We start from the raw sequence: 20,455 nt of genomic DNA, 5'->3' as shown, positions 1-20,455 counted from the left end.
ACAAAAAGTAAGTAAAGGGTGAGAAGATTGAGACGTAAAAAATGGATTTTTTCAGGAGTGATGACAGCAGCTGCCGCATTGGTGCTGGCAGCTTGCTCTAACAATGGCAGCAATGCTGCACCGACTAAGACAATGAATACCTCTGTCACAAATGAAGTTTCAACTTTAGATTCGAGCAAGTATGGAGATACGACTAGTTCAGAAGTTTTGCAGAATTCCATGGAAGGTCTTTACCGTTTTAATAAGAAAAATCAGCCAGAATTAGCTGGTGCGACAAAAGTTGAACGTTCTAAAGACCAGAAGATCTATACTTTTACCTTACGCAATAATGCTAAGTGGTCTAACGGTGATCCAGTTACTGCGCAGGATTATGTAACGGCTTGGCGCAGAACCGTTGACCCGAAAAATTCATCTTTAGATGCCGATTCTTATGCCATTATCAAAAACGGTGAGGCAATTTCTCAAGGTAAAGCACCGGTAAATTCATTGGGAATCAAAGCACTCGGCAAGTATAAGGTGCAAGTTACATTAGCTAATCCAATTCCATATTTGCCACAAATCTTAGAGGGTGCACAATTCTATCCTCAGAATTCTAAATTGGTTAAAAAGTTAGGCTCTAAGTATGGGACTAGCAGTAAGAATCTAGTTTACAATGGTCCATTTACCGTATCTGGTTGGACAGGTTCAAATTTGAAGTGGACTTACAAGAAAAATCCAACTTACTGGAACAAGAAAATTGTTGATTTGAATAAAGTTAACGTACAAGTGGTTCAAACTCCTTCAACTGGGGTTAACTTGTTCAGAAGTGGTGAACTTGATTACACGACATTGACTTCTGATTTTGTTAAGCAGTATCAAAATAATTCTAGCTATCATACCAAAGTTACGCCAACTAATGGCTATCTTTCCTTCAACTTGAAGCGTAAGAGTACAGGCAATGTTCATATTCGTCGGGCCATTAGCCGGGCAATTAATAAGCAACAGTTAGTCAAGACCGTTTTGCATCAAGGCAAGGTGTCAAATGGAATTGTTGCCGCAAACTTTATTACCGATCAGGCAACTGGCAACGATTACCGCAAGGATGCTGGCGACTTGGTTACCTATAATGCCAAGGAAGCTAAAAAGGAATGGCAACTTGGTTTGAAGCAATTGGGTAAGAATAAGCTAACCTTAGAATTGCTTACTTCAGATATTGACGATGCTAAGCGCGTGGGTGAATTTATTCAAAGCAATTTGATGAAAAATTTACCTGGTCTAACTCTACGGGTACGGTCAATTCCTTTGAAGTCACGGCTATCTAACACAACTAATCACAATTACGACTTTGTTTACGGAACTTGGCAGCCAAGTTATGAAGATCCAATTGATTTCTTGACAGTTGGTGGTTTGTTTAATTTAGCGCCAGATTATCACAACGCCAATTTCTGGAAGCAAATTGACTTGGCTCGTTCAACTTATGCCACTGATCCGCAGAAGAGATTGAATGCCTTAGTTAACGCTGAAAAACAATTAATTCAAAAGGATGCCTTTGCGGCACCACTATTCCAACAAGGTACGTCATACTTATTGAATAAGAGAGTGAAAGGTTTCCAACTTTCTCCTTATGGTAATGTGGCTTATTACTGGAATGTTAAAATGAAATAGTATAAGAAGCTAGGAATCGAACCTAGCTTTTTTGATGAGCAAAAATACAACATAAATTGAAGAAAATTAGTACAATAGTAATCGGTTTTTACGAGATGAAAGGATAATGGATGGCTAGGATAATTAGAGTAGGGGGATCTAGCAGTTCAGTCAGTTGGCACGAGGCTTTAAAGGATTTGCGTGCCGATGATGTGTTGATGCTGGGCCCCGGATATTATTATTTGCCGCAGGGCATCACACTAACAGATATCACAATTAAGGGAACAGGCTCTTTGCCAGAAGACACGACTATTTATGGCTATATTAGTGTTTCAGAAGATAGTCGTTATGTAACTTTAGAAAATTTATGCATTGATACAACTACCGAACATAATAGCCTATCTGTACCAGTAGGCGTTGATGGCTATTTAACTTTGCGTAATTGCTTTATTAAGGGCACGGGAACTGATACAGCAGCTATCGCGGTTAATGGTAAGATCACGTTGGAACTTTATTCAACCAAAATTGTTAACGGTTCAGTTTCCATGTATGACCATGCCAATTTCCGTTTGGAAATGAATGATTCAGAAATTGATTATTTCTCGGACAAATATTGTGCTTTGGCAATTGAAGGCGAAGGAACAGCAATTGTAAATAATTCAAAGATTCACGGCAGTATTAATACTTTTGCCAAAACGAATGCGGAGTTGGATCTTAATAATTCGGAAGTAGATTATGTATTACTGCATGGGCAAACTTGGATGAATATGCTTAATTCAAAAGTTAAGTCTGCTAGCGATTCCTGCCTTTATTTAAGTGACGACTGCTGGAGCAATATTATGAATTCTACTTTTTTGGGTGGGGTTTATATTGATAAAAAGACACGGACAATCATTCAAAATTCAACCATCAATCGAATGATAGTAGTTGATGAAGCAAAAGTTACAATGAATAATGCCGTAATTTTAGCTCATGCAGATTTTCAAGATCAGGCGAAATGTGATGCTACACGTGTTACCTTCACTGGGAATATGAACTATGAGTACTTTTTAGCTTTGAGCGGTGAAGCTAATATGAAGGGCCACAATATTGTGCTGAATCCTAATCAGGCTAACTTAGCTGTTAAAGATGAAGCAAAATTTAGTGCCAGTGTAGTTGCTAATGATAATGAACAAGTTGAAGTGGAATATAACAAGCGTCCAAATGTTTATATTCTTGGAGTAAAGTGGACCGCTAAGAAAAAATAGTCTGTAAAATTGAAGCAGTGTTATTAATGCAAGCTAGACCAATTTAGATTATAATAATAGCAGTACTAAACTTTGGGGGTGGCGACTATGGAAGAACCGATGTATATCAAGATTCACAATCAGATTAAGCGTGATATTGAGAATCACGTTTATCAAGTAGGGGATCGTATTCCAGCAGAACGTCAATTGGCAGTTAAGTTTGGCGTTTCGAGAATGACTTTACGCCAAGCGATTAAAACATTAGAAGATGAAGGAATTTTAGAACGGCGCTTGGGTAGCGGAACCTATGTAGCTAGTCAGAAGGTTCAAGAAAAAATGTCAGGAATTATGTCCTTTACTGAGATTACTAAGGCTAATGGTCAAGTTCCTTCAAGTAAGTTAATTTCTTATCAGATTGGCAATCCATCTTTATCTGAAAAAGAGCGTCTTGCGCTAAAAGATAATGAGAACGTTTTGCGGATGGAGCGGATTCGCTACGCTGATAAGACACCAATTTGTTATGAAGTCGTAACGGTGCCATACTACTTAGTAAAGAATTTTTCTAAAGAAGATGTTTCAACGCACTTATATAAAACCTTAGAAAAGCGCGGTGGTTTTGCCATTGGACGAGTGACGGAACATATTTCTGCATCAATTGCCAACGAGCAAGATGCGCGTCTTCTTAAAGCTAAAAAAGGTGAACCGTTAATTACTAGACGACAGGTAACTGAACTAGCAGATGGGCAACCATTCGAATACACCCGCGCACGTTACGTTGCAGAACGATTTGAATTCACTTTTTCTAAGTAAACAAAAACTCCAATCTCATTCAAATTGAATGGAATTGGAGTATTTTTTTATTTAAGATCTTCTTTAATTTTAGTAGTGGAAATTCCTGGCGTTCTTGGCAGGTAAACCACATCACAATAAGGCTTAAGGAAGTCGAATTTTCCTTTCCAATCATCGCCCATGACAAAAGTGTCGATATGGTATTTTTGTACATCGGTGATTTTTTGATCCCAATCCTTTTCGGGGATGACTTGGTCGACATAACGGATAGCTTCCAAAATGTATTTACGTTCAGGGTAGGTATTGTAGGCTTCCTTGTGTTTTTTGAATTCGTTAAATTCATCGGTAGATAAACCTACTATTAAATAGTCGCCCAATTCTTTAGCTCTTTTAAGCAGTCGCACGTGACCGTAGTGAAGTAGGTCAAAGGTGCCATAGGTAATAACTCTTTTCATTTTTTCTCCTTTATTAAAACAATCTTATCATGTTTGAATAAAATATAAAACTTGAACATGTTTCTCGTACTTGCGTGTCGGAATGGTAGAATAGAAACTAGATAAGAAAACGCATGAGGTGTGAAAATGAGCAAAGTTAATATTTTAGGTGTTGATTTTGATAATAAAACTTTTAACCAATTCCAAAATGAATTTATTAATCGACTAAATAATCACCTGTCGACCTTTGTTGTGACCGCTAATCCGGAGATTGTGATGGCGGCAAACGAGAATCCTGAATTTATGAAAATTCTAAAAAATGATCCCGATTATATTACTGCTGACGGGATTGGCATTGTAAAAGCAGCTAAAATGCTTAAGCAGCCGTTACCTGAGCGGGTGACTGGATATGATTTGTTTACTTGGCTGATGGATGTTGCTAACGATCGTGGTAGCCGAGTTTACTTAATTGGAGCTAAGCCACAAGTAATTCATGCAGTACAAAGCAAAATTGCTAAGGAATACTCAAATATTAATCTAGTTGGTGCAGAAGACGGCTACTTTACTGAAGATTTGGAACTAGTGGCACGGCGCATTCAGAAGGCACAACCCGATATGGTTTTTGCAGCATTAGGTTTTCCTAAGCAAGAAAAACTACTATCAATCTTACGTAAGAACGAAACACCAGCTTTGATGATGGGTGTGGGTGGCAGTTTTGATGTCTTTTCAGGTATCGTTAAAAGAGCACCAGAAGCTTTTCAAAAGACGCATTTAGAGTGGTTTTATCGCTTGATTACTAATCCTAGCAGATTTAAGCGGATGTTAGTTTTGCCACAGTTTGTTGTGCGAGTTAAACAGTCAAAAAAGAAGGGAAAATAATTTTACTAAGATGAAGGTTTTGCATGTAAATGCTGGTTTAGAAAATGGCGGCGGTTTATCACATATTGTTAATTTGTTAACTGAAACCAAAAATGAAGGCAAAGATTTTGAATTATTAACGCTGGCAGAAGGACCAGTAGCACAAGCAGCAAGAGCGGCTGGGATTACTACACATGTGCTAGGAGCTAATAGTCGTTATGACTTAGGCAGTTTAGGTAGACTGACTAAGTTTATCAATGAGGGGCACTATGATATTGTGCATACTCATGGTGCGCGTGCCAACTTATTTTTATCTTTGATTCACAAGCGAATTCGTGCAACTTGGTGTATTACTGTACATTCAGATCCTTATCTAGACTTTGAAGGTAGGGGAATCATTGGCAATATTTTTACTAAACTTAATTTACGTGCGTTGAGAAAAGCTGATTGTATTTTCGTAGTAACTCAGCGTTTTGCCAAGCTACTAATTAATCGCGCACATGTGAATAAAAACAAGGTACATGTCATCTATAATGGCATCTTTTTCCACAGTGATAGTGAAATTCCAGCTAAATATGAACATACCTATTTTAATATTATTAACGTTGCTCGTACGGAAAAGGTTAAAGGACAAGAATTGCTCTTAAAAGCTGTGAAAAAATTAGATGATCAGCATATTCGTCTGCATATCGCGGGTGATGGTAGTCAGCTTGAAGCATTGAAGGCCTTGACGCGGCAATTGGACATGGCACCACAAGTAACTTTTCACGGTTTTATGACTCAACACCAATTGAGCGGATTATATAAGCGAATTGATCTAGCCGTCTTAACTTCATATTCAGAGAGTTTTCCACTTGTGCTTTTAGAGGCAACAGACAATTTAATCCCTATTTTGTCCACAGATGTAGGTGATATTCATAAAATGATTCCAGGACCCGAATATGGTTTCATTGCTAAAACGGGAGACATTGATTCAATTGCTAAAGAGATTAATCTGGCCGTTAATAAAACCCATGAAGAGTTACGCCAGATGGCTAATACAGAAAAGCGGTATGCGGAAGAGCATTTTTCTATTAAAAATCAACTGGACTCAATTGAAAAAGTGTATCTGACTTTGAGGTAAAAATAGTTTTGAGAATAGCCAATGGACTGTAATGGCTGTATAATGAAAAACGAAATTGTTAATTTTTAATGACAGAAAGAGAAGCAATGTTTTATCCAGAATTAGCCAAAGACGATTCGTTGGCTTTACACACTGATTTATACGAAATTAATATGATGTATACCTATTTCAAGAAAGGGATTGCTGATCGCAATGCCGTTTTTGAAAGTTTTTACCGCAGGGAACCATTCGGCAACGGTTATGCTGTTTATGCTGGTTTGGAACACATCATTAACTATTTAAAGAATTTAAAGTTTACCGAAAGTGACCTGCAATATTTGAAAGAAAATGAAGGTTACGATGATGACTTTATTGATTATTTACGCAATCTAAAATTAAAGCTCACTATTCGTTCAATGAAGGAAGGCGAGCTGGTTTTTGCTAACGAACCAATTTTGCAAGTTGAAGGTCCACTTGCCCAGTGTCAGTTAGTTGAAACTGCTATTTTAAATATTATTAACTTCCAAACTTTATTGGCAACTAAAGCTGCTAGAATCAAGTTAGCTGTTAAAGATGATGGTCTAATGGAGTTTGGCTCTCGTCGTGCGCAAGAAACCGATGCGGCCATTTGGGGTGCTCGAGCTGCTTATATTGGCGGCTTTGATTCAACTAGTAATGTTCGTGCTGGTAAATTGTTTGGTATTCCTATTTCAGGGACTCATGCTCATGCTTTAGTTGAAGCATTTGGCAGTGAATATGACGCATTTAAGGCATATGCGGAAACACATAATAATTGTGTTTTCTTGGTTGACACTTACGATACTGTCCGTAGTGGTGTGCCTAATGCTATCAAGGTGGCTAATGAAATGGGCGACAAGATTAACTTCTTGGGCGTACGAATTGACTCTGGGGATATGGCTTACATTTCTAAGCAAGTTCGTAAGGAGTTAGACGATGCTGGCTATCCAGATGCCAAGATTTTTGCTTCAAATGACCTTGATGAAAACACCATTACTAACTTAAAGATGCAAGGCGCTAAAATTGATGTCTGGGGCATTGGGACCAAGTATATCACTGCTTATGATCAACCAGCCCTTGGTGTTGTTTACAAGTTGGTTGCCATGGAAGATGAATTAGGCGCCATGCGGGATACATTGAAGATTTCTTCAAATGCCATCAAAGTTTCCACCCCAGGTAAAAAACAAGTATGGCGGATTAGCGCAAACACTGCTAAGAAAAATGAAGGTGACTGGGTATCTCGGTATAATGAAGATCCACGCAAATTTGACGCGCTCTTCATGTTCCACCCACAATATAACTATATTAATAAGGTGGTAACTGATTACACTGCTATTCCACTTTTACATGATATTTTTAAAGATGGAAAATTAGTTTATGATCAACCTAGTCTTGATGAAATTAAAAAATTCTGTGCTGACAACCTTGATGGTTTATGGGATGAATATAAGCGTAGCCTGAATCCGCAGGAATATCCAGTGGATTTATCACAAAACTTATACGAATCCAAGATGGATTTGATTCAAGACATTCGGCGTAAAATTAGAGAAAGAAGCATTGGTCGATGAGAGAATTACAAAAAGAAATTATCGCTTATGAACATGTTTTACCAGAAATTGACCCTAAAAAAGAAATTAGACGTTCAATTGATTTTTTGAAAGATTATTTAAAGGCTAATCCATTTCTTAAGTCATACGTCTTAGGTATTTCTGGTGGTCAAGATTCCACTTTGACTGGTAAATTGTGTCAAATGGCAATTGAAGAAATGCGTGAGGAAACTGGCGATGATTCTTATCAATTTATCGCTGTTCGTTTGCCTTATGGCGTTCAAGCAGATGCCCAAGATGCCGCAGATGCAGTCGCTTTTCAAAAGCCAGATCAGGATTTAATTGTTAATATTAAGGAACCAGTTGATGCTATGGTGAAGGTTGTAGAAGCAACTGGTCAAAAGATTACTGACTTTAACAAAGGCAATATTAAGGCGCGGCAAAGAATGGTAGTTCAATATGCCATCGCTGGTGCTAATAAGGGTGCCGTTGTTGGTACCGACCATGCTGCAGAAAACTTTAGTGGCTTTTACACTAAGTTTGGTGATGGTGCCGCTGATTTGACGCCATTGTTCCGTTTGGACAAGCGTCAAGGCAAGGCTTTGCTTAAGGAATTAGGTTGTCCTAAGCATTTATATGAAAAGGCTCCAACCGCAGACCTTGAAGAAGAAAAGCCAGATTTGCCAGATGAAGTTGCCCTCGGTGTAACTTACCAAGAGATTGATGATTACCTTGAGGGTAAGGAAGTATCAGATAAGGCAGCTGATCAAATTGAAAAATTATGGAATAAGAGTAAACACAAGCGTCATTTGCCGGTTACTGTCTTTGATGACTTTTATAAAAAGTAAAAGCAATTCGCTAAAACTTGTAGATAGCTAAAATTTTGCTTATAATTAGCTTGTCATAAGGGAGTAACAGCAATTGCTTGCGATGAATCCAACAGCCGAAGTAAGATACTTCTGGATTTATCTTAATTTGTGAGACTTATGTGCTACAAGCATGTAAGTCTCTTTTTATTTTGAGGAGAGGAAAAATGGCTAAGAAATACTATGTCGAGTCAATTCCCGACACTGAAAAAGACCTGAACACGTCTGTCAAAGATGGGTTAAGTGCTAGCGATGCTAAAGTTAGGTTAGAAAAGTATGGACCTAATGCACTTGCTTCCAAGAAAAAGCAAAGCATGTTCATGCGTTTTATTGATCAGTTCAAAGACTTTATGATTATTGTTTTGATCATTGCCGCGATTTTGTCTGGGGTATTAGCTCATGAGTGGACTGATGCCGCAATTATTATGATTGTGGTCATTTTGAACGCAATTTTAGGCGTCTTTCAAGAAGCACGTTCCGAAGCTGCGATTGATGCTTTGAAGGAAATGGCTACGCCGGATGCGCATGTGCGCCGTGATGATACAATCGTTACTATTCCAAGCACAGAATTGGTTCCTGGAGATGTAGTTTTACTAGAAGCTGGGGATGTGGTTCCTGCTGACTTACGCTTGAATCAAGCCCACAGCTTGAAGATTGAGGAATCAGCGTTAACCGGTGAATCAGTTCCAGTTGAAAAGCATGCAGAAACTTTAGAAGGTGAAGACATTGCTTTAGCTGACCGCGTAAATATGGCTTATTCCAATACTAATGTGACCTATGGTCGTGCTGAAGGAATCGTAACTAGTACGGGAATGCACACCGAAGTTGGTAAAATCGCTACAATGTTGAACAATGCTGATGAAACTGATACACCGTTAAAGCGAAACTTGAATCAACTGGGAAAGACCCTAACCATCATGATTTTGGCAATCTGCGTGATTGTCTTTATCGTAGGAGTGCTCAAGGCTGATCCAGCAGAGCGTAACTCTACTTTAATGATTAACATGTTCTTGGTTGCCGTTTCCTTGGCTGTAGCTGCAATTCCGGAAGGCTTGCCAGCAATTGTAACGATTATTTTGGCACTAGGTACGCAAACGATGGCCAAACATAAGGCGATTGTCCGTAAATTGCCTGCTGTTGAGACATTGGGTGCTACAGACATTATTTGTTCTGATAAGACTGGTACGTTGACCCAGAACCGGATGACAGTTGAAAAGGTCTTCTATGATAAAAAATTACATGATAATAGTGAAAGTATTAGCGAAAATAACCCAGCTTTATTGGCAATGACTTTGGCTAATGATACTAAGATTGAAAATGGCGGAGACTTATTGGGTGACCCAACAGAGACCGCCCTGATTCAATTTGCTTTTGATCAAAACATTGATGTAACTGACTTGCTTGAAAAATACAAACGAATTCAAGAAGTGCCTTTTGATTCAGAACGGAAATTGATGAGTACTGTTAATAAAGATGGCGAGCAATACTTTGTAGCGGTCAAAGGCGCACCAGATATGTTGTTACAGCGAGTAACTAGGATTGAAAATGGTGGTCAAGTAGAGCCGATCACAGATAAGCAGAAGCAAAATATTTTAGCGCAAAACAAGCAGATGGCACAACAAGCTTTACGTGTCTTAGGGCTTGCTTATAAGAAAGTCGACCAATTGTACACCGATCCAACAACTGATAATGTTGAACAAGATTTAATTTTTGCTGGGTTAGTCGGAATGATTGATCCAGAACGTGGTGAAGCTAAAGCGGCCGTGGCTGAAGCAAAGAGTGCTGGTATTAGAACAGTAATGATTACTGGTGATCACCAAACAACTGCTCAAGCAATTGCGGAACGCCTAGGTATTATTGAAAAAGGTCAGGATAGCCGCGTTTTAACTGGGGCTGAACTTGATAAACTAGATGATGAATATTTCAAACAGCATGTTGGTGACTACAGCGTTTATGCTCGTGTTTCACCAGAGCACAAGGTTAGAATTGTCAAGGCTTGGCAGGCTAATGACAAGATTGTTGCAATGACTGGTGATGGGGTAAACGATGCTCCAAGTTTGAAGCAAGCTGATATCGGAATTGGCATGGGAATTACTGGGACCGAAGTTTCTAAAGGAGCCAGCGATATGGTTTTGGCTGATGATAACTTTGCCACGATCGTTGAAGCAGTAAAGCAAGGACGCAAGGTCTTCAGTAATATCCAAAAGGCCATTCTATATTTAATGAGTTGTAACGTGGGTGAAGTATTAACAGTTTTCATGATGACAATGCTAGGTTGGGATATCTTAGCTCCTGTGCAGCTCTTGTGGATCAACTTGGTAACGGATACTTTGCCAGCTATTGCTTTAGGTGTTGAACCAGTGGAAGCTGGAATTATGAAGCGCAAGCCGCGTGGTAAGAAGTCTAACTTCTTTAGCGGTGGTGTTGCCAGTTCAATTATTTACCAAGGAATTTTGGAAGGAATTTTAGTTTTAGGTGCATACCAAATTGGTTTGCATGTCGGTCCACATGTGGGTGATCCATCGTTGCAACATGGGGATGCATTGACAATGGCCTTCTTGACTTTGGGCTTGATTCAGCTGTTCCATGCAATTAATTCCAAGTATGTACATCAGTCGATTTTTAGACCGCATACTTTTTCTAACAAGTGGTTCAATGGTGCAATTATCATTGCTGCTGTAATTATGGCAGCGGTAGAATTGCCATTTATGACTAAGTTCTTTGATGTGACTGAACTTGATGGACCACAGTGGTTAGTCATTTTAATTGCCGGAATTTTGATGGTTTTGATTGTTGAAATTGTTAAATTCTGCCAGAGAAAAATGGGTAAAGAATAAAGTTTAACAAAAATAAAGAAAAAAGCTTGAGTTTGCTCAAGCTTTTTTTATATGCTTTAGGTATTAGACTATTTTAAGGAAGTATTTTAATGAAAAGCTTTTTATTCCGTCTTTATTTGGCTTGGATGAGTTTTTTGGCTAGATTTACCACGATGGAAAACAATAATGTGGTTATCCTGAATGGTTCAGGTAGGTCTGGATCTAACGGCTATGCTTTTTACAAGTGGCTGCAATTGAATCATCCTGAATATAACGTTACATTAGTTGAGCCGTGGCCATCGTCACACTTGAAGTGGAAAACCTGGCAGAAAATCGGAGCAGCGCGATATGTAATTACAACGCACCAACCATTTAAGGTGCGCAAGCATCAAATTAATGTCCAGTTGTGGCATGGCGTTCCACTCAAGCGCATGGGAATTATGGCTAATAATACTAAGCGACGCGACAATCGCCGTAACGAAAAATTGTGGCACAAGAATGCGGATATTGTTGCTTCTAGCTCTGATCTATATGAATCACTAATGAGTGCTTGTATGGCAATTGAGACAAAAAAATACCGCAAGCTGGGCTTTCCGCGTTTGGATTTATTGGCTAAGCCGGTAATTTCGAAGAAACAATTGTTGGCTGACTTATTTAAAACTGAGGACGATCAGGCACAGATCGGGATCTATATGCCAACTTTTCGTTATGAATTGGAAGATAAATCCATTATGGAGAAAATCAAAGAGAGAAACTTTTTTGCCTTTCGGGATTTTGATGTTGAAAAATTAAATACAGAATTAAAGAAGCGGCATCAATATCTGATTGTAAAATTGCATCCCTATGAAATGCGTTTATTTGCCAATTTCAAGAGCAGTTATTCTAACATTTCTTTCATGAACAATGATTACTTGTTTGACCATAATTATGATTTGTACGAATTGCTCGGTGATACTGATTTCTTGATGACAGACTTTTCGTCAATCTACTTTGATTACTTGCACTTGAACAAACCGATTGTGTTTGTGACTAACTTTTTAGAGCAATATGAAAAAACGCGCGGATTACTAATGGGACCATATGCTGAGATTACTCCCGGAATCTGTGTTAATTCAGAGGATGAACTAATTCGCAATCTGGATCAACTTGATAACCAGCAGATTGCTAATCGCCGTCTTTACTGGCTACATTTGACTAACCAGGTGCATGGTGATTCATATTGTGAGAACGTCTTTAAGTACATGACGCAGGAATATCGAGGTTAAAATGCGTAAAACATTTTTAAACATCTTATATAATGCGGTTTATCAGATTTTTATTGTATTGGTGCCACTGATTACTGTACCGTATTTATCGCGTGTCTTAGGTCCTAAGACTTATGGGATTTATAGCAGTGTGAACAATACGGTGCAATTCTTGATGATTTTTTGTATTCTGTCTGTGTCGTATGTAGGGATGCGAACAATTTCACGGACGCGCACTTATGGTACACCGCAGGAGCTAACCAATGCTTTCTGGGGGTTATGGTATTTCCAAGGAATCGCCGGTATTATCACCATTTTAGTCACGGTTTTTGTAGCGACTGTATTTCACGTTCAATATTGGTTTTATATCTTGTTGATGGTGCCATACTTGATCTCAGCACAGGTTGATATTTCATGGTTCTTTCAAGGACTAGCTGACTTTGGTCGTGTTGTTTTGAAAAACACGGCGGTAAAGTTAGTTAGTGTGGTTCTAATTTTATTATGGGTAAAATCACCCGCTGACTTGTGGAAATATTTATTGATCATGTCAGTGTCGACAATGCTAGGTTCCTTTGTCTTTTGGTTTGATATTCGGCGCTATGTAGGAAAACCAGTTGCTCATTTTTACAAATTTAAACAGACGGCAATTGCAATTGGTACTTTGATGATTCCACAGATTGCGACTCAAATTTATACTTCGCTGGATAAACCAATTTTGGGTTGGTTTTCTAATTCGACTCAGGTTTCTTTTTATGACAATTCACAACGAATTTCAAATATGATCCTGGGTGTAATTACCAGTATTTCGCTAGTTATTATGCCCAAGATGGCGAGCGAAGGAAAAAAGGCACAAAAGATAGTGATGAAAAAATCACTGGAAGCTACTGTAATGCTGGGTACCTTGTTCGCCGTAATTATTATGGCAAATACCAAACAGTTTGTACCATTTTTCTTTGGGAATAAATATGTTCCGATGACTCCATTAATGTTTTGGTTTACCTTAACAATTATCATGATTCCGACTGGCGGGGTATTTGCTAACCAATTTGCTTTGGCTAACCAGCGAGACAAGGATTATGCTGTGCCAGTAGTTATTGGGGCAATTTTAGAAATTGTCTTGAGTTATCTCTTAGATAGGCCATATGGCGCAGTTGGGGCTATGATTGCAATATTAATTACTGAAGCAGTAGTTTTAATTTTGCGGCTCTGGGTTGTACGTGATGGCTATGAATTTAGTTATGTTTTCCATGACGTGCCCAAGTATTTGTTAATTGCGGTGCTAACCTTGGCTATTGGAATGTTTATGCCTAATATAATTCCGTCTGCCTTTTTCAATATGGCTTTTAAGTCAATTGTCATGTTAATTATTTATCTGACATTGATGTTCTTGTTCAAGCTTGATTTTAATGCTGATATTGTGAAGCTAATTAAGAACTTTTTGAAGCGAGGTTAAAAATGATTCCTAAAAAAATTCATTATGTTTGGGTAGGACACAATCCTAAATCCCCGATAATTGAAGAATGTATTGCAACCTGGAAGAAAAAATTGCCTGATTATCAAATTATTGAGTGGAATGAAGATAATTTTGATATGCATGAGAACCGTTATATTGAACAAGCTTATGCTGCAAAAAAATGGGCCTTCGTGTCAGACTATGTTCGAGCACGGGCTATTTATGAACAAGGTGGGATATATTTAGATACTGATGTTAGAGTCGTGGATAAGTTAGATAGTCTTTTGAATGATTCTGCCTTTATTGGTTTTGAAAACCATGATTATCTGTCAGCTGCAATTTTTGGTGCAGAAAAAGGCCACCCATTTATGCAGGATATTTTGGATTATTATCAAGATCGTGATTTTGAATATGACACTAAGAATCAGATGGCGGGAGTAAATAGTATTTCCGTTACTGAAATGCTGGTAAATAAGTATGGCTTAAAGCTAGGTAATCAGGAGCAAGTGTTAAAAGATGGCATTCATGTCTATTCAGATGGAGTTCTGTGTAATCCTTCTAAGGACTCCAAATCGATTCACTTATTCACTGGAACCTGGATGGATGGTAAAAAGTCATTCAAACATGACTTAGTAACTTTCTTGAAACGACACATTAGTACGCCTAAGCAGGCGGGGATGTATGCCAAGATATTTAGGTAGCAAAAAATCAGCGAGATTAAATTCTTGCTGATTTTTATTTTTGGAATAAAATTTTATCCATGAATGAGAATGAATTACAAAATTTAGTTGAAGAAATTTCGTTAAAATATTTTGATCGCCCTTTTAAGCACCGTGTAAAAATTAATCGGCGAATGACCACAACAGGTGGGCGTTATCATTTGGATGATCACCATCTTGAAATCAACGCGCATTTTTTAGTACCACAATATCATGATTATCTAGTAGGAATCATTAAGCATGAATTAACCCACTATCATTTGCATTTATTGGGCTTGGGTTACCGACACCGTGATCGCAATTTTAAAATCTTGCTGAAAAAAGTTGGAGGCAGTCGTTATGCACCTGATATTGGCTTACGTAAAAAGAAAAAATATCGTTACCTATATCTTTGTAAAAACTGTGGGTTGAGATATCCAAGAATGCGCAGGATTAATACACAAAAGTATCGTTGTGGTAAATGTAGGGGACACCTGCGTTTAGCGCAAACTTTTGCGTAAAATGATCAGAAATTTAAAATAATTTATATTTTTTCTTGCATCTCAACTGTATTTAGGCTATTATAGTTGATGTGCCGCGGGCGTGGCGGAATGGCAGACGCGCAAGACTAAGGATCTTGTGATCGCTTTAGATCGTGGAAGTTCGAGTCTTCTCGCCCGCACTGATTGAGAAGTCGCAGTGAGCGACTTCTTTTTTTTACTCACAAATCGGTTATACTTTAATTAGTAATTAAAGGGAATAAAACTATGGCAAGAAAACGTAAATCAAGAGTACCAAAAAGTGTCAAAACCGTTGTGCGTGTATTCGTAATTCTATTTATTCTGATGGTTACTTTTGTCGGCTTTAGATATTATAGGCGTTACGCGATTCAATCAGAGCAGATTCGACAAGCACAGCTGCAAAAAGAACAGGAAGCAGCAAAACTATTAAAACAGAAAAAAGACTTTATCAAAAAAATTGGTCCGATTGCGCGCGAAGTGGACAAGTCGTATGACTTATTGCCAAGCATCACGATTGCTCAAGCCTGCCTAGAAAGTAATTATGGACAAAGTGATTTGTCGCAAAAATACAACAATCTTTTTGGTGTTAAAGGATCCAACCCGAACACTTCGGCAGTGATGACAACTAAGGAATATGTAAAGAATAAGTGGGTTACCGTGAAGGCGCGTTTCCAAATATATGACTCATATGAGGCTTCTATTCGGGCTCACGCTAGATTATTCCAGAATGGGACAACGTGGAACCACGATCAGTATAAGCATGTTCTAGCATCCAAAGATTATAAGACACAAGCTAAAGCTTTGGTTACCGACGGCTATGCGACTGATCCGGACTATGCCGATAAGCTGATTAATTTGATTGAACAGTTTGATCTTGAAAAATATGATAAGTAAATCTAAAGCAGCGAATTAGTCGCTGCTTTTTTGGTATAATATTCAAGTTGCATTAATGAAATAATTTTTAGTGAAGGGGAAAATAATGAGCGAAAAATCTATCTTAGCTGGTCTGAATCCGCAACAAAAAGAAGCGGTAGAAACCACTGAAGGACCTTTATTAGTCGTTGCTGGTGCGGGTTCAGGTAAGACTTCTGTTTTAACGAGACGAATTGCCTACTTAGTTGAAGAAAATCATGTTGCACCTTGGAATATTTTAGCCATTACCTTCACCAATAAGGCGGCTAGTGAAATGCGTGAGCGTGAGCAAAAGTTGCTGGGGCCAGCAGCTAACGACATTTGGATGTCGACTTTCCACGCTTTATGTGTGCGGATCTTGCGTCGGGATGCAGATAAGATTGGTTATGGTCATAATTTTTCAATTGCTGATTCGGCCGAGCAATTAACTTTGGTTAAGCATATTGAAAAAGACTTGAATATCAATCCTAAGATGTATGATCCACGCGGTATTTTAGCCGCAATTTCTAATGGCAAGAATGACTTGCTGGATCCTGAAGCTTTTATGCAGAGTGCATCGTCACCATTTGAGAAGATGGCGGCTAAGGTGTATGAAGAATATCAACGTAGATTGCGCCGTGATCAAATTATGGACTTTGATGATTTGATTATGCAGACCCTAGTTTTGTTTAAAAAAGATAGCGAAGTTTTGCACTATTATCAAAACAAGTTCCGTTATCTTTTAGTTGACGAATATCAGGATACTAACCAGGCTCAATATGAACTCTGTCATGCTTTGGCTGCACAATACAAGAATATTTGTGTAGTTGGGGATGCCGATCAGTCAATCTATGGCTGGCGCGGTGCTAATATGGAAAACATCATGAATTTTGAGCAGGATTACAAGAAATATGATGTTAAGACTGTGAAGCTAGAACAAAATTACCGGTCTACTGGTCACATTTTATCCGCAGCTAACTCGGTCATCAAAAATAACCAGAACCGGAAGGCTAAGAACTTGTGGACTGATCAAGGTGATGGGCAAAAGGTAACCTACTATCAAGCCCAAAGCGGTGATGATGAAGCTCACTACATCATTTCAAAGATCCAAGAAGAAGTTAAAGATAAAAAACGGGCTTATAAAGATTTCGCAATTCTTTATCGGACTAATGCTCAGTCTAGAACAGTCGAAGAAGCTTTCGTTAAAAGCAATATTCCTTATCAAATCGTTGGTGGACATAAATTCTATGACCGCAAAGAAATTAAAGATGTGATGGCTTACTTGAAGTTAGTTGCTAATCCAGCTGATACGATGAGTATGAACCGAATTATTAATACTCCAAAGCGGGGAATCGGTGCCGCTACTGTGGATAAGTTGATAACATTTGCGGATGAAAATCACTACAACATTTTAGATGCGATGGGACATGTGGCTGAAAGTTCAATTAATACTAGAGCAGCCAAGAAATTAAGCGATTTTGGTACTAAATTACGTGATGCAATTACTTATGCTCAAAATGGTACAGTAACTGGTTTAACTGAAAAAATCTTAACTGATTTTGATTATACCGATGCCTTGCGAGCTGAAAATACAATTGAATCAGAAACGCGTTTAGAAAACTTGGATGAATTCTTGTCAGTTACTAAGCGTTTTGATGATCATTATGAGCCCGAAGAAGATGAGTCTAATCCATTAAGCGACTTCTTGGCTGAAGTATCTCTACTTAGCGATCAAGATGATCTTGATGAAGATGACAATCAAGTAGCTTTAATGACTTTACATGCAGCTAAGGGACTAGAATTCCCAGTGGTTTTCTTAATTGGCATGGAAGATGGGCTTTTCCCGTTGCAACGTGCAATGATGGATGACAATGAATTAGAAGAAGAGCGGCGCCTAGCTTACGTGGGAATTACTCGGGCTAAGCAAGAACTGTTTTTAACTAATGCTTACTCACGGATGATGTATGGCAGAATGCAAAATAATCCGCCTTCAAGATTCTTGGACGAAATTGATGAACAGGATCTGCACAAAGAAGAAAATGAAAAATTACAAAGCAGCTTTATCCAATCTAGCTTTGAGAAACAGACGGCACCATTTGCTCGCAAAGCCGAAGTTTATACTGCTAAGAAAGCTTCAGGCGCTGTCGGTGCTGAAAAGAAGGGCTGGAATGTAGGCGACCAAGTCGAGCATAAAGCTTGGGGACATGGTGTTGTAACTAAAGTTAATGGCACTGGTGAAGATATGGAGCTGGATATTGCTTTCCCTGGTAAAGGAATCAAACGGCTTTTGGCTGCCTTTGCGCCAATTAAGAAGGTATAATTAAAGAAAGATTGATTTGGATCAGGAGGGAAAAATGGCAGAAATTACTCTTGATGAAGCTAAAAAAGAAGCGGCTTCACTTAGAAAACAGCTTAATGAATGGGCTGAGGCCTATTACTCTAAGGACGCGCCTGAGGTTGAAGACAATGTTTACGACCAAAGCTACAACCGCTTGCTTGAATTAGAAAAAGAATTTCCAGAGATTGTGACACCTGACTCCATTACCCAAAGAGTTGGGGGACAGATTGATAGTGATTTTACCAAGGTAGAGCACCCGATTCCAATGCTGTCAATGGGGGACGTCTTTTCCAAAGCTGAACTGAAGGATTTTGATCAACGGATGCAAAAATTAGTTGGTCATCCAGTTGAATATAACGTGGAATTAAAGATCGATGGCTTATCACTATCGCTTGAATATGAAAATGGTAAGTTGGTTCGTGCCTCAACGCGGGGTAACGGTTATGTTGGTGAAGATGTAACAGCTAATGCTAAGTATATTAGTGATATTCCACAGACTTTGCCTGAACCGTTAACAACTGAAGTGCGCGGTGAATGTTACATGAGCAAGGAAGCCTTTGCCAAGTTGAATGCAGAAAGAGAAGAGCAAGGTCTAGCAGTTTTTGCTAATCCACGTAATGCTGCAGCGGGTTCTTTGCGTCAACTTGATCCTAAAGTTACCAAGAAGCGTCAACTTAGTACCTTTATTTATACTTGGGTTAATCCGCCTGAAGAAATTACTAGTCAGCACCAAGCAATTCAAAAAATGCATGATTTAGGCTTTCATACCAATGAAACCGGTCGTAAGTTAAAAACATTAGATGAAGTTTTTGCCTTTATCGATGAATACACAGCTAAACGAAACAGCCTAACATATGGTATTGATGGCATTGTGTTAAAAATTGATGATCTAGGAATTGAACAAGAGCTCGGCAACACTGTTAAGGTGCCTCGCTGGGAAATTGCTTATAAATTTCCACCTGAAGAACAAGAAACTGTAGTGCGGGATATCGTTTGGACTGTCGGCCGTACCGGAGTAGTTACTCCAACTGCGGTCATGGATCCGGTGCAACTAGCTGGTACAACTGTAGCTAGGGCTTCATTGCACAACCCAGATTATTTGAATGAAAAAGGCATCAGGATTGGTGATACCGTTAAACTGCATAAAGCAGGCGATATTATTCCAGAAATCTCTGAAGTCGTCATGGCTAAAAGACCGGCAGATTCTGTAGCTTATCAGATTCCAACGACTTGTCCATCCTGTGGGCAAAAATTAGTTCACCTAGAAGATGAAGTAGCTTTGCGCTGCATCAATCCATCTTGTCCAGCTCAAGTTGAGGAGGGCATTACGCACTTTGCTTCTCGACCAGCTATGAACATTGCCGGTTTGGGGCCAAAGATCGTTAAACAATTGATTGCTAAAGATTTAGTGCATAATGTGGCTGATCTTTATCACTTAACTGCAGATGATTTAGCACAACTCGATCATTTTAAGGAAAAATCGATCAATAATTTGTTAACTGCCTTAGACAATTCAAAGCAAAACTCAGTTGAATTATTGATTACTGGATTGGGAATTGACCATGTTGGGGCCAAAGCAGCACGCTTAATTGCTCAAAAGTTTAAAAATCTGGCAAAGATTATGTCTCTAGACGTGCAAGAAATAGCTTCTATCGATACAATAGGCATGACGATTGCGGAATCAATGACAACATATTTTGCTCAACCAGAAGCACAGAAGGTAATTGATGAGCTGCGTGAGAGCGGCCTGAATATGGATTACCTAGGTGCAGATGAGCCTGCAGAAATTGAAGATAATCCATTTAAGGATAAGACTGTAGTGCTAACAGGTAAATTAGAGCATTATACTAGAAGTGAGTTTACGAAAAAATTACAAGCTTTAGGTGCCAAAGTTACGGGTTCAGTTTCGCATAAGACCGATTACGTGATTTATGGCAAAGATGCTGGTTCTAAGTATACTAAAGCGCAGACTTTAGGCGTACCACTTTTGACTGAAGAAGAAGCAATTGCACAAATTGAATAAAGGACAAT

At 38.7% G+C, this 20,455-nt stretch carries 16 protein-coding genes and 1 tRNA gene; 16 read left to right on the top strand and 1 reads right to left on the bottom strand.

What is annotated here, in order from left to right:
• Positions 1–60 precede the first annotated feature (60 nt).
• The 3 genes from J6L97_RS08780 to J6L97_RS08770 all read left to right on the top strand — a co-directional run bounded on the left by J6L97_RS08780 (position 61) and on the right by J6L97_RS08770 (position 3,659).
• Positions 61–1,644: a peptide ABC transporter substrate-binding protein gene (locus J6L97_RS08780; RefSeq protein WP_054832641.1), complete on the top strand. Its 1,584-nt coding sequence runs from the start codon at positions 61–63 to the stop codon at positions 1,642–1,644.
• Positions 1,645–1,754: 110 nt separating this feature from the next.
• Positions 1,755–2,870, top strand: coding sequence for a hypothetical protein (locus tag J6L97_RS08775; RefSeq protein ID WP_023488289.1), 1,116 nt, complete (start codon positions 1,755–1,757; stop codon positions 2,868–2,870).
• A gap of 87 nt (positions 2,871–2,957) precedes the next feature.
• Positions 2,958–3,659, top strand: coding sequence for a GntR family transcriptional regulator (locus J6L97_RS08770; RefSeq protein WP_005720917.1), 702 nt, complete (start codon positions 2,958–2,960; stop codon positions 3,657–3,659).
• Positions 3,660–3,706: 47 nt separating this feature from the next.
• On the opposite strand, the gene tagD is transcribed toward J6L97_RS08770, so the two are convergent.
• Positions 3,707–4,093, bottom strand: coding sequence for a glycerol-3-phosphate cytidylyltransferase (tagD, locus tag J6L97_RS08765; RefSeq protein ID WP_005720918.1), 387 nt, complete (start codon positions 4,091–4,093; stop codon positions 3,707–3,709).
• A gap of 126 nt (positions 4,094–4,219) precedes the next feature.
• Here tagD and J6L97_RS08760 point away from each other — a divergent pair, with 126 nt between their 5' ends.
• The 13 genes from J6L97_RS08760 (at position 4,220) to ligA (ending at position 20,447) form a co-directional block, all read left to right on the top strand.
• Positions 4,220–4,951 carry a WecB/TagA/CpsF family glycosyltransferase gene (locus J6L97_RS08760; protein WP_023488291.1) on the top strand — a complete coding sequence of 244 codons (732 nt, stop codon included), beginning with the start codon at positions 4,220–4,222 and terminating at the stop codon, positions 4,949–4,951.
• A 10-nt stretch (positions 4,952–4,961) separates the two neighbouring features.
• Complete coding sequence (locus tag J6L97_RS08755) at positions 4,962–6,053, top strand: glycosyltransferase family 4 protein (protein WP_054832643.1); 1,092 nt, start codon at positions 4,962–4,964, stop codon at positions 6,051–6,053.
• Positions 6,054–6,139: 86 nt separating this feature from the next.
• A complete protein-coding gene (locus J6L97_RS08750) occupies positions 6,140–7,618 on the top strand; it encodes a nicotinate phosphoribosyltransferase (protein WP_057726153.1) in 1,479 nt (492 codons plus the stop codon).
• Entirely contained in the window at positions 7,615–8,445 is an 831-nt protein-coding gene (gene nadE, locus J6L97_RS08745; protein ID WP_005727201.1) for an ammonia-dependent NAD(+) synthetase, read from the top strand. Before J6L97_RS08750 ends, nadE begins: the two co-directional genes overlap by 4 nt.
• A 185-nt stretch (positions 8,446–8,630) precedes the next feature.
• Positions 8,631–11,300, top strand: a complete 2,670-nt coding sequence (locus J6L97_RS08740; RefSeq protein WP_057726154.1) for a calcium-translocating P-type ATPase, SERCA-type — start codon at positions 8,631–8,633, stop codon at positions 11,298–11,300.
• Between the two features lie 89 nt (positions 11,301–11,389).
• Positions 11,390–12,544 carry a CDP-glycerol glycerophosphotransferase family protein gene (locus tag J6L97_RS08735; protein ID WP_057726156.1) on the top strand — a complete coding sequence of 385 codons (1,155 nt, stop codon included), beginning with the start codon at positions 11,390–11,392 and terminating at the stop codon, positions 12,542–12,544.
• A gap of 1 nt (position 12,545) precedes the next feature.
• Positions 12,546–13,976 (top strand): oligosaccharide flippase family protein, encoded by a 1,431-nt coding sequence (locus tag J6L97_RS08730; protein ID WP_057726157.1) that lies wholly within the window; start codon positions 12,546–12,548, stop codon positions 13,974–13,976.
• A 2-nt stretch (positions 13,977–13,978) separates the two neighbouring features.
• Entirely contained in the window at positions 13,979–14,677 is a 699-nt protein-coding gene (locus J6L97_RS08725; protein WP_057726159.1) for a glycosyltransferase family 32 protein, read from the top strand.
• Positions 14,678–14,736: 59 nt separating this feature from the next.
• On the top strand, positions 14,737–15,195 hold the full coding sequence (locus J6L97_RS08720) for a SprT family protein (RefSeq protein WP_057726162.1): 459 nt from the start codon (positions 14,737–14,739) through the stop codon (positions 15,193–15,195).
• A 76-nt stretch (positions 15,196–15,271) separates the two neighbouring features.
• Positions 15,272–15,356 (top strand) — tRNA-Leu (locus J6L97_RS08715).
• Positions 15,357–15,441: 85 nt separating this feature from the next.
• Entirely contained in the window at positions 15,442–16,089 is a 648-nt protein-coding gene (locus J6L97_RS08710) for a glycoside hydrolase family 73 protein (protein ID WP_057726163.1), read from the top strand.
• A gap of 85 nt (positions 16,090–16,174) precedes the next feature.
• Complete coding sequence (gene pcrA, locus J6L97_RS08705; protein ID WP_083554554.1) at positions 16,175–18,406, top strand: DNA helicase PcrA; 2,232 nt, start codon at positions 16,175–16,177, stop codon at positions 18,404–18,406.
• 34 nt (positions 18,407–18,440) lie between these two features.
• Entirely contained in the window at positions 18,441–20,447 is a 2,007-nt protein-coding gene (ligA, locus tag J6L97_RS08700; RefSeq protein ID WP_057726166.1) for an NAD-dependent DNA ligase LigA, read from the top strand.
• Positions 20,448–20,455: the final 8 nt, after the last annotated feature.

This window comes from Lactobacillus crispatus (assembly GCF_018987235.1).
Taxonomy (GTDB): domain Bacteria; phylum Bacillota; class Bacilli; order Lactobacillales; family Lactobacillaceae; genus Lactobacillus; species Lactobacillus crispatus.
This window is presented reverse-complemented; position numbering and strand designations above follow the sequence as displayed.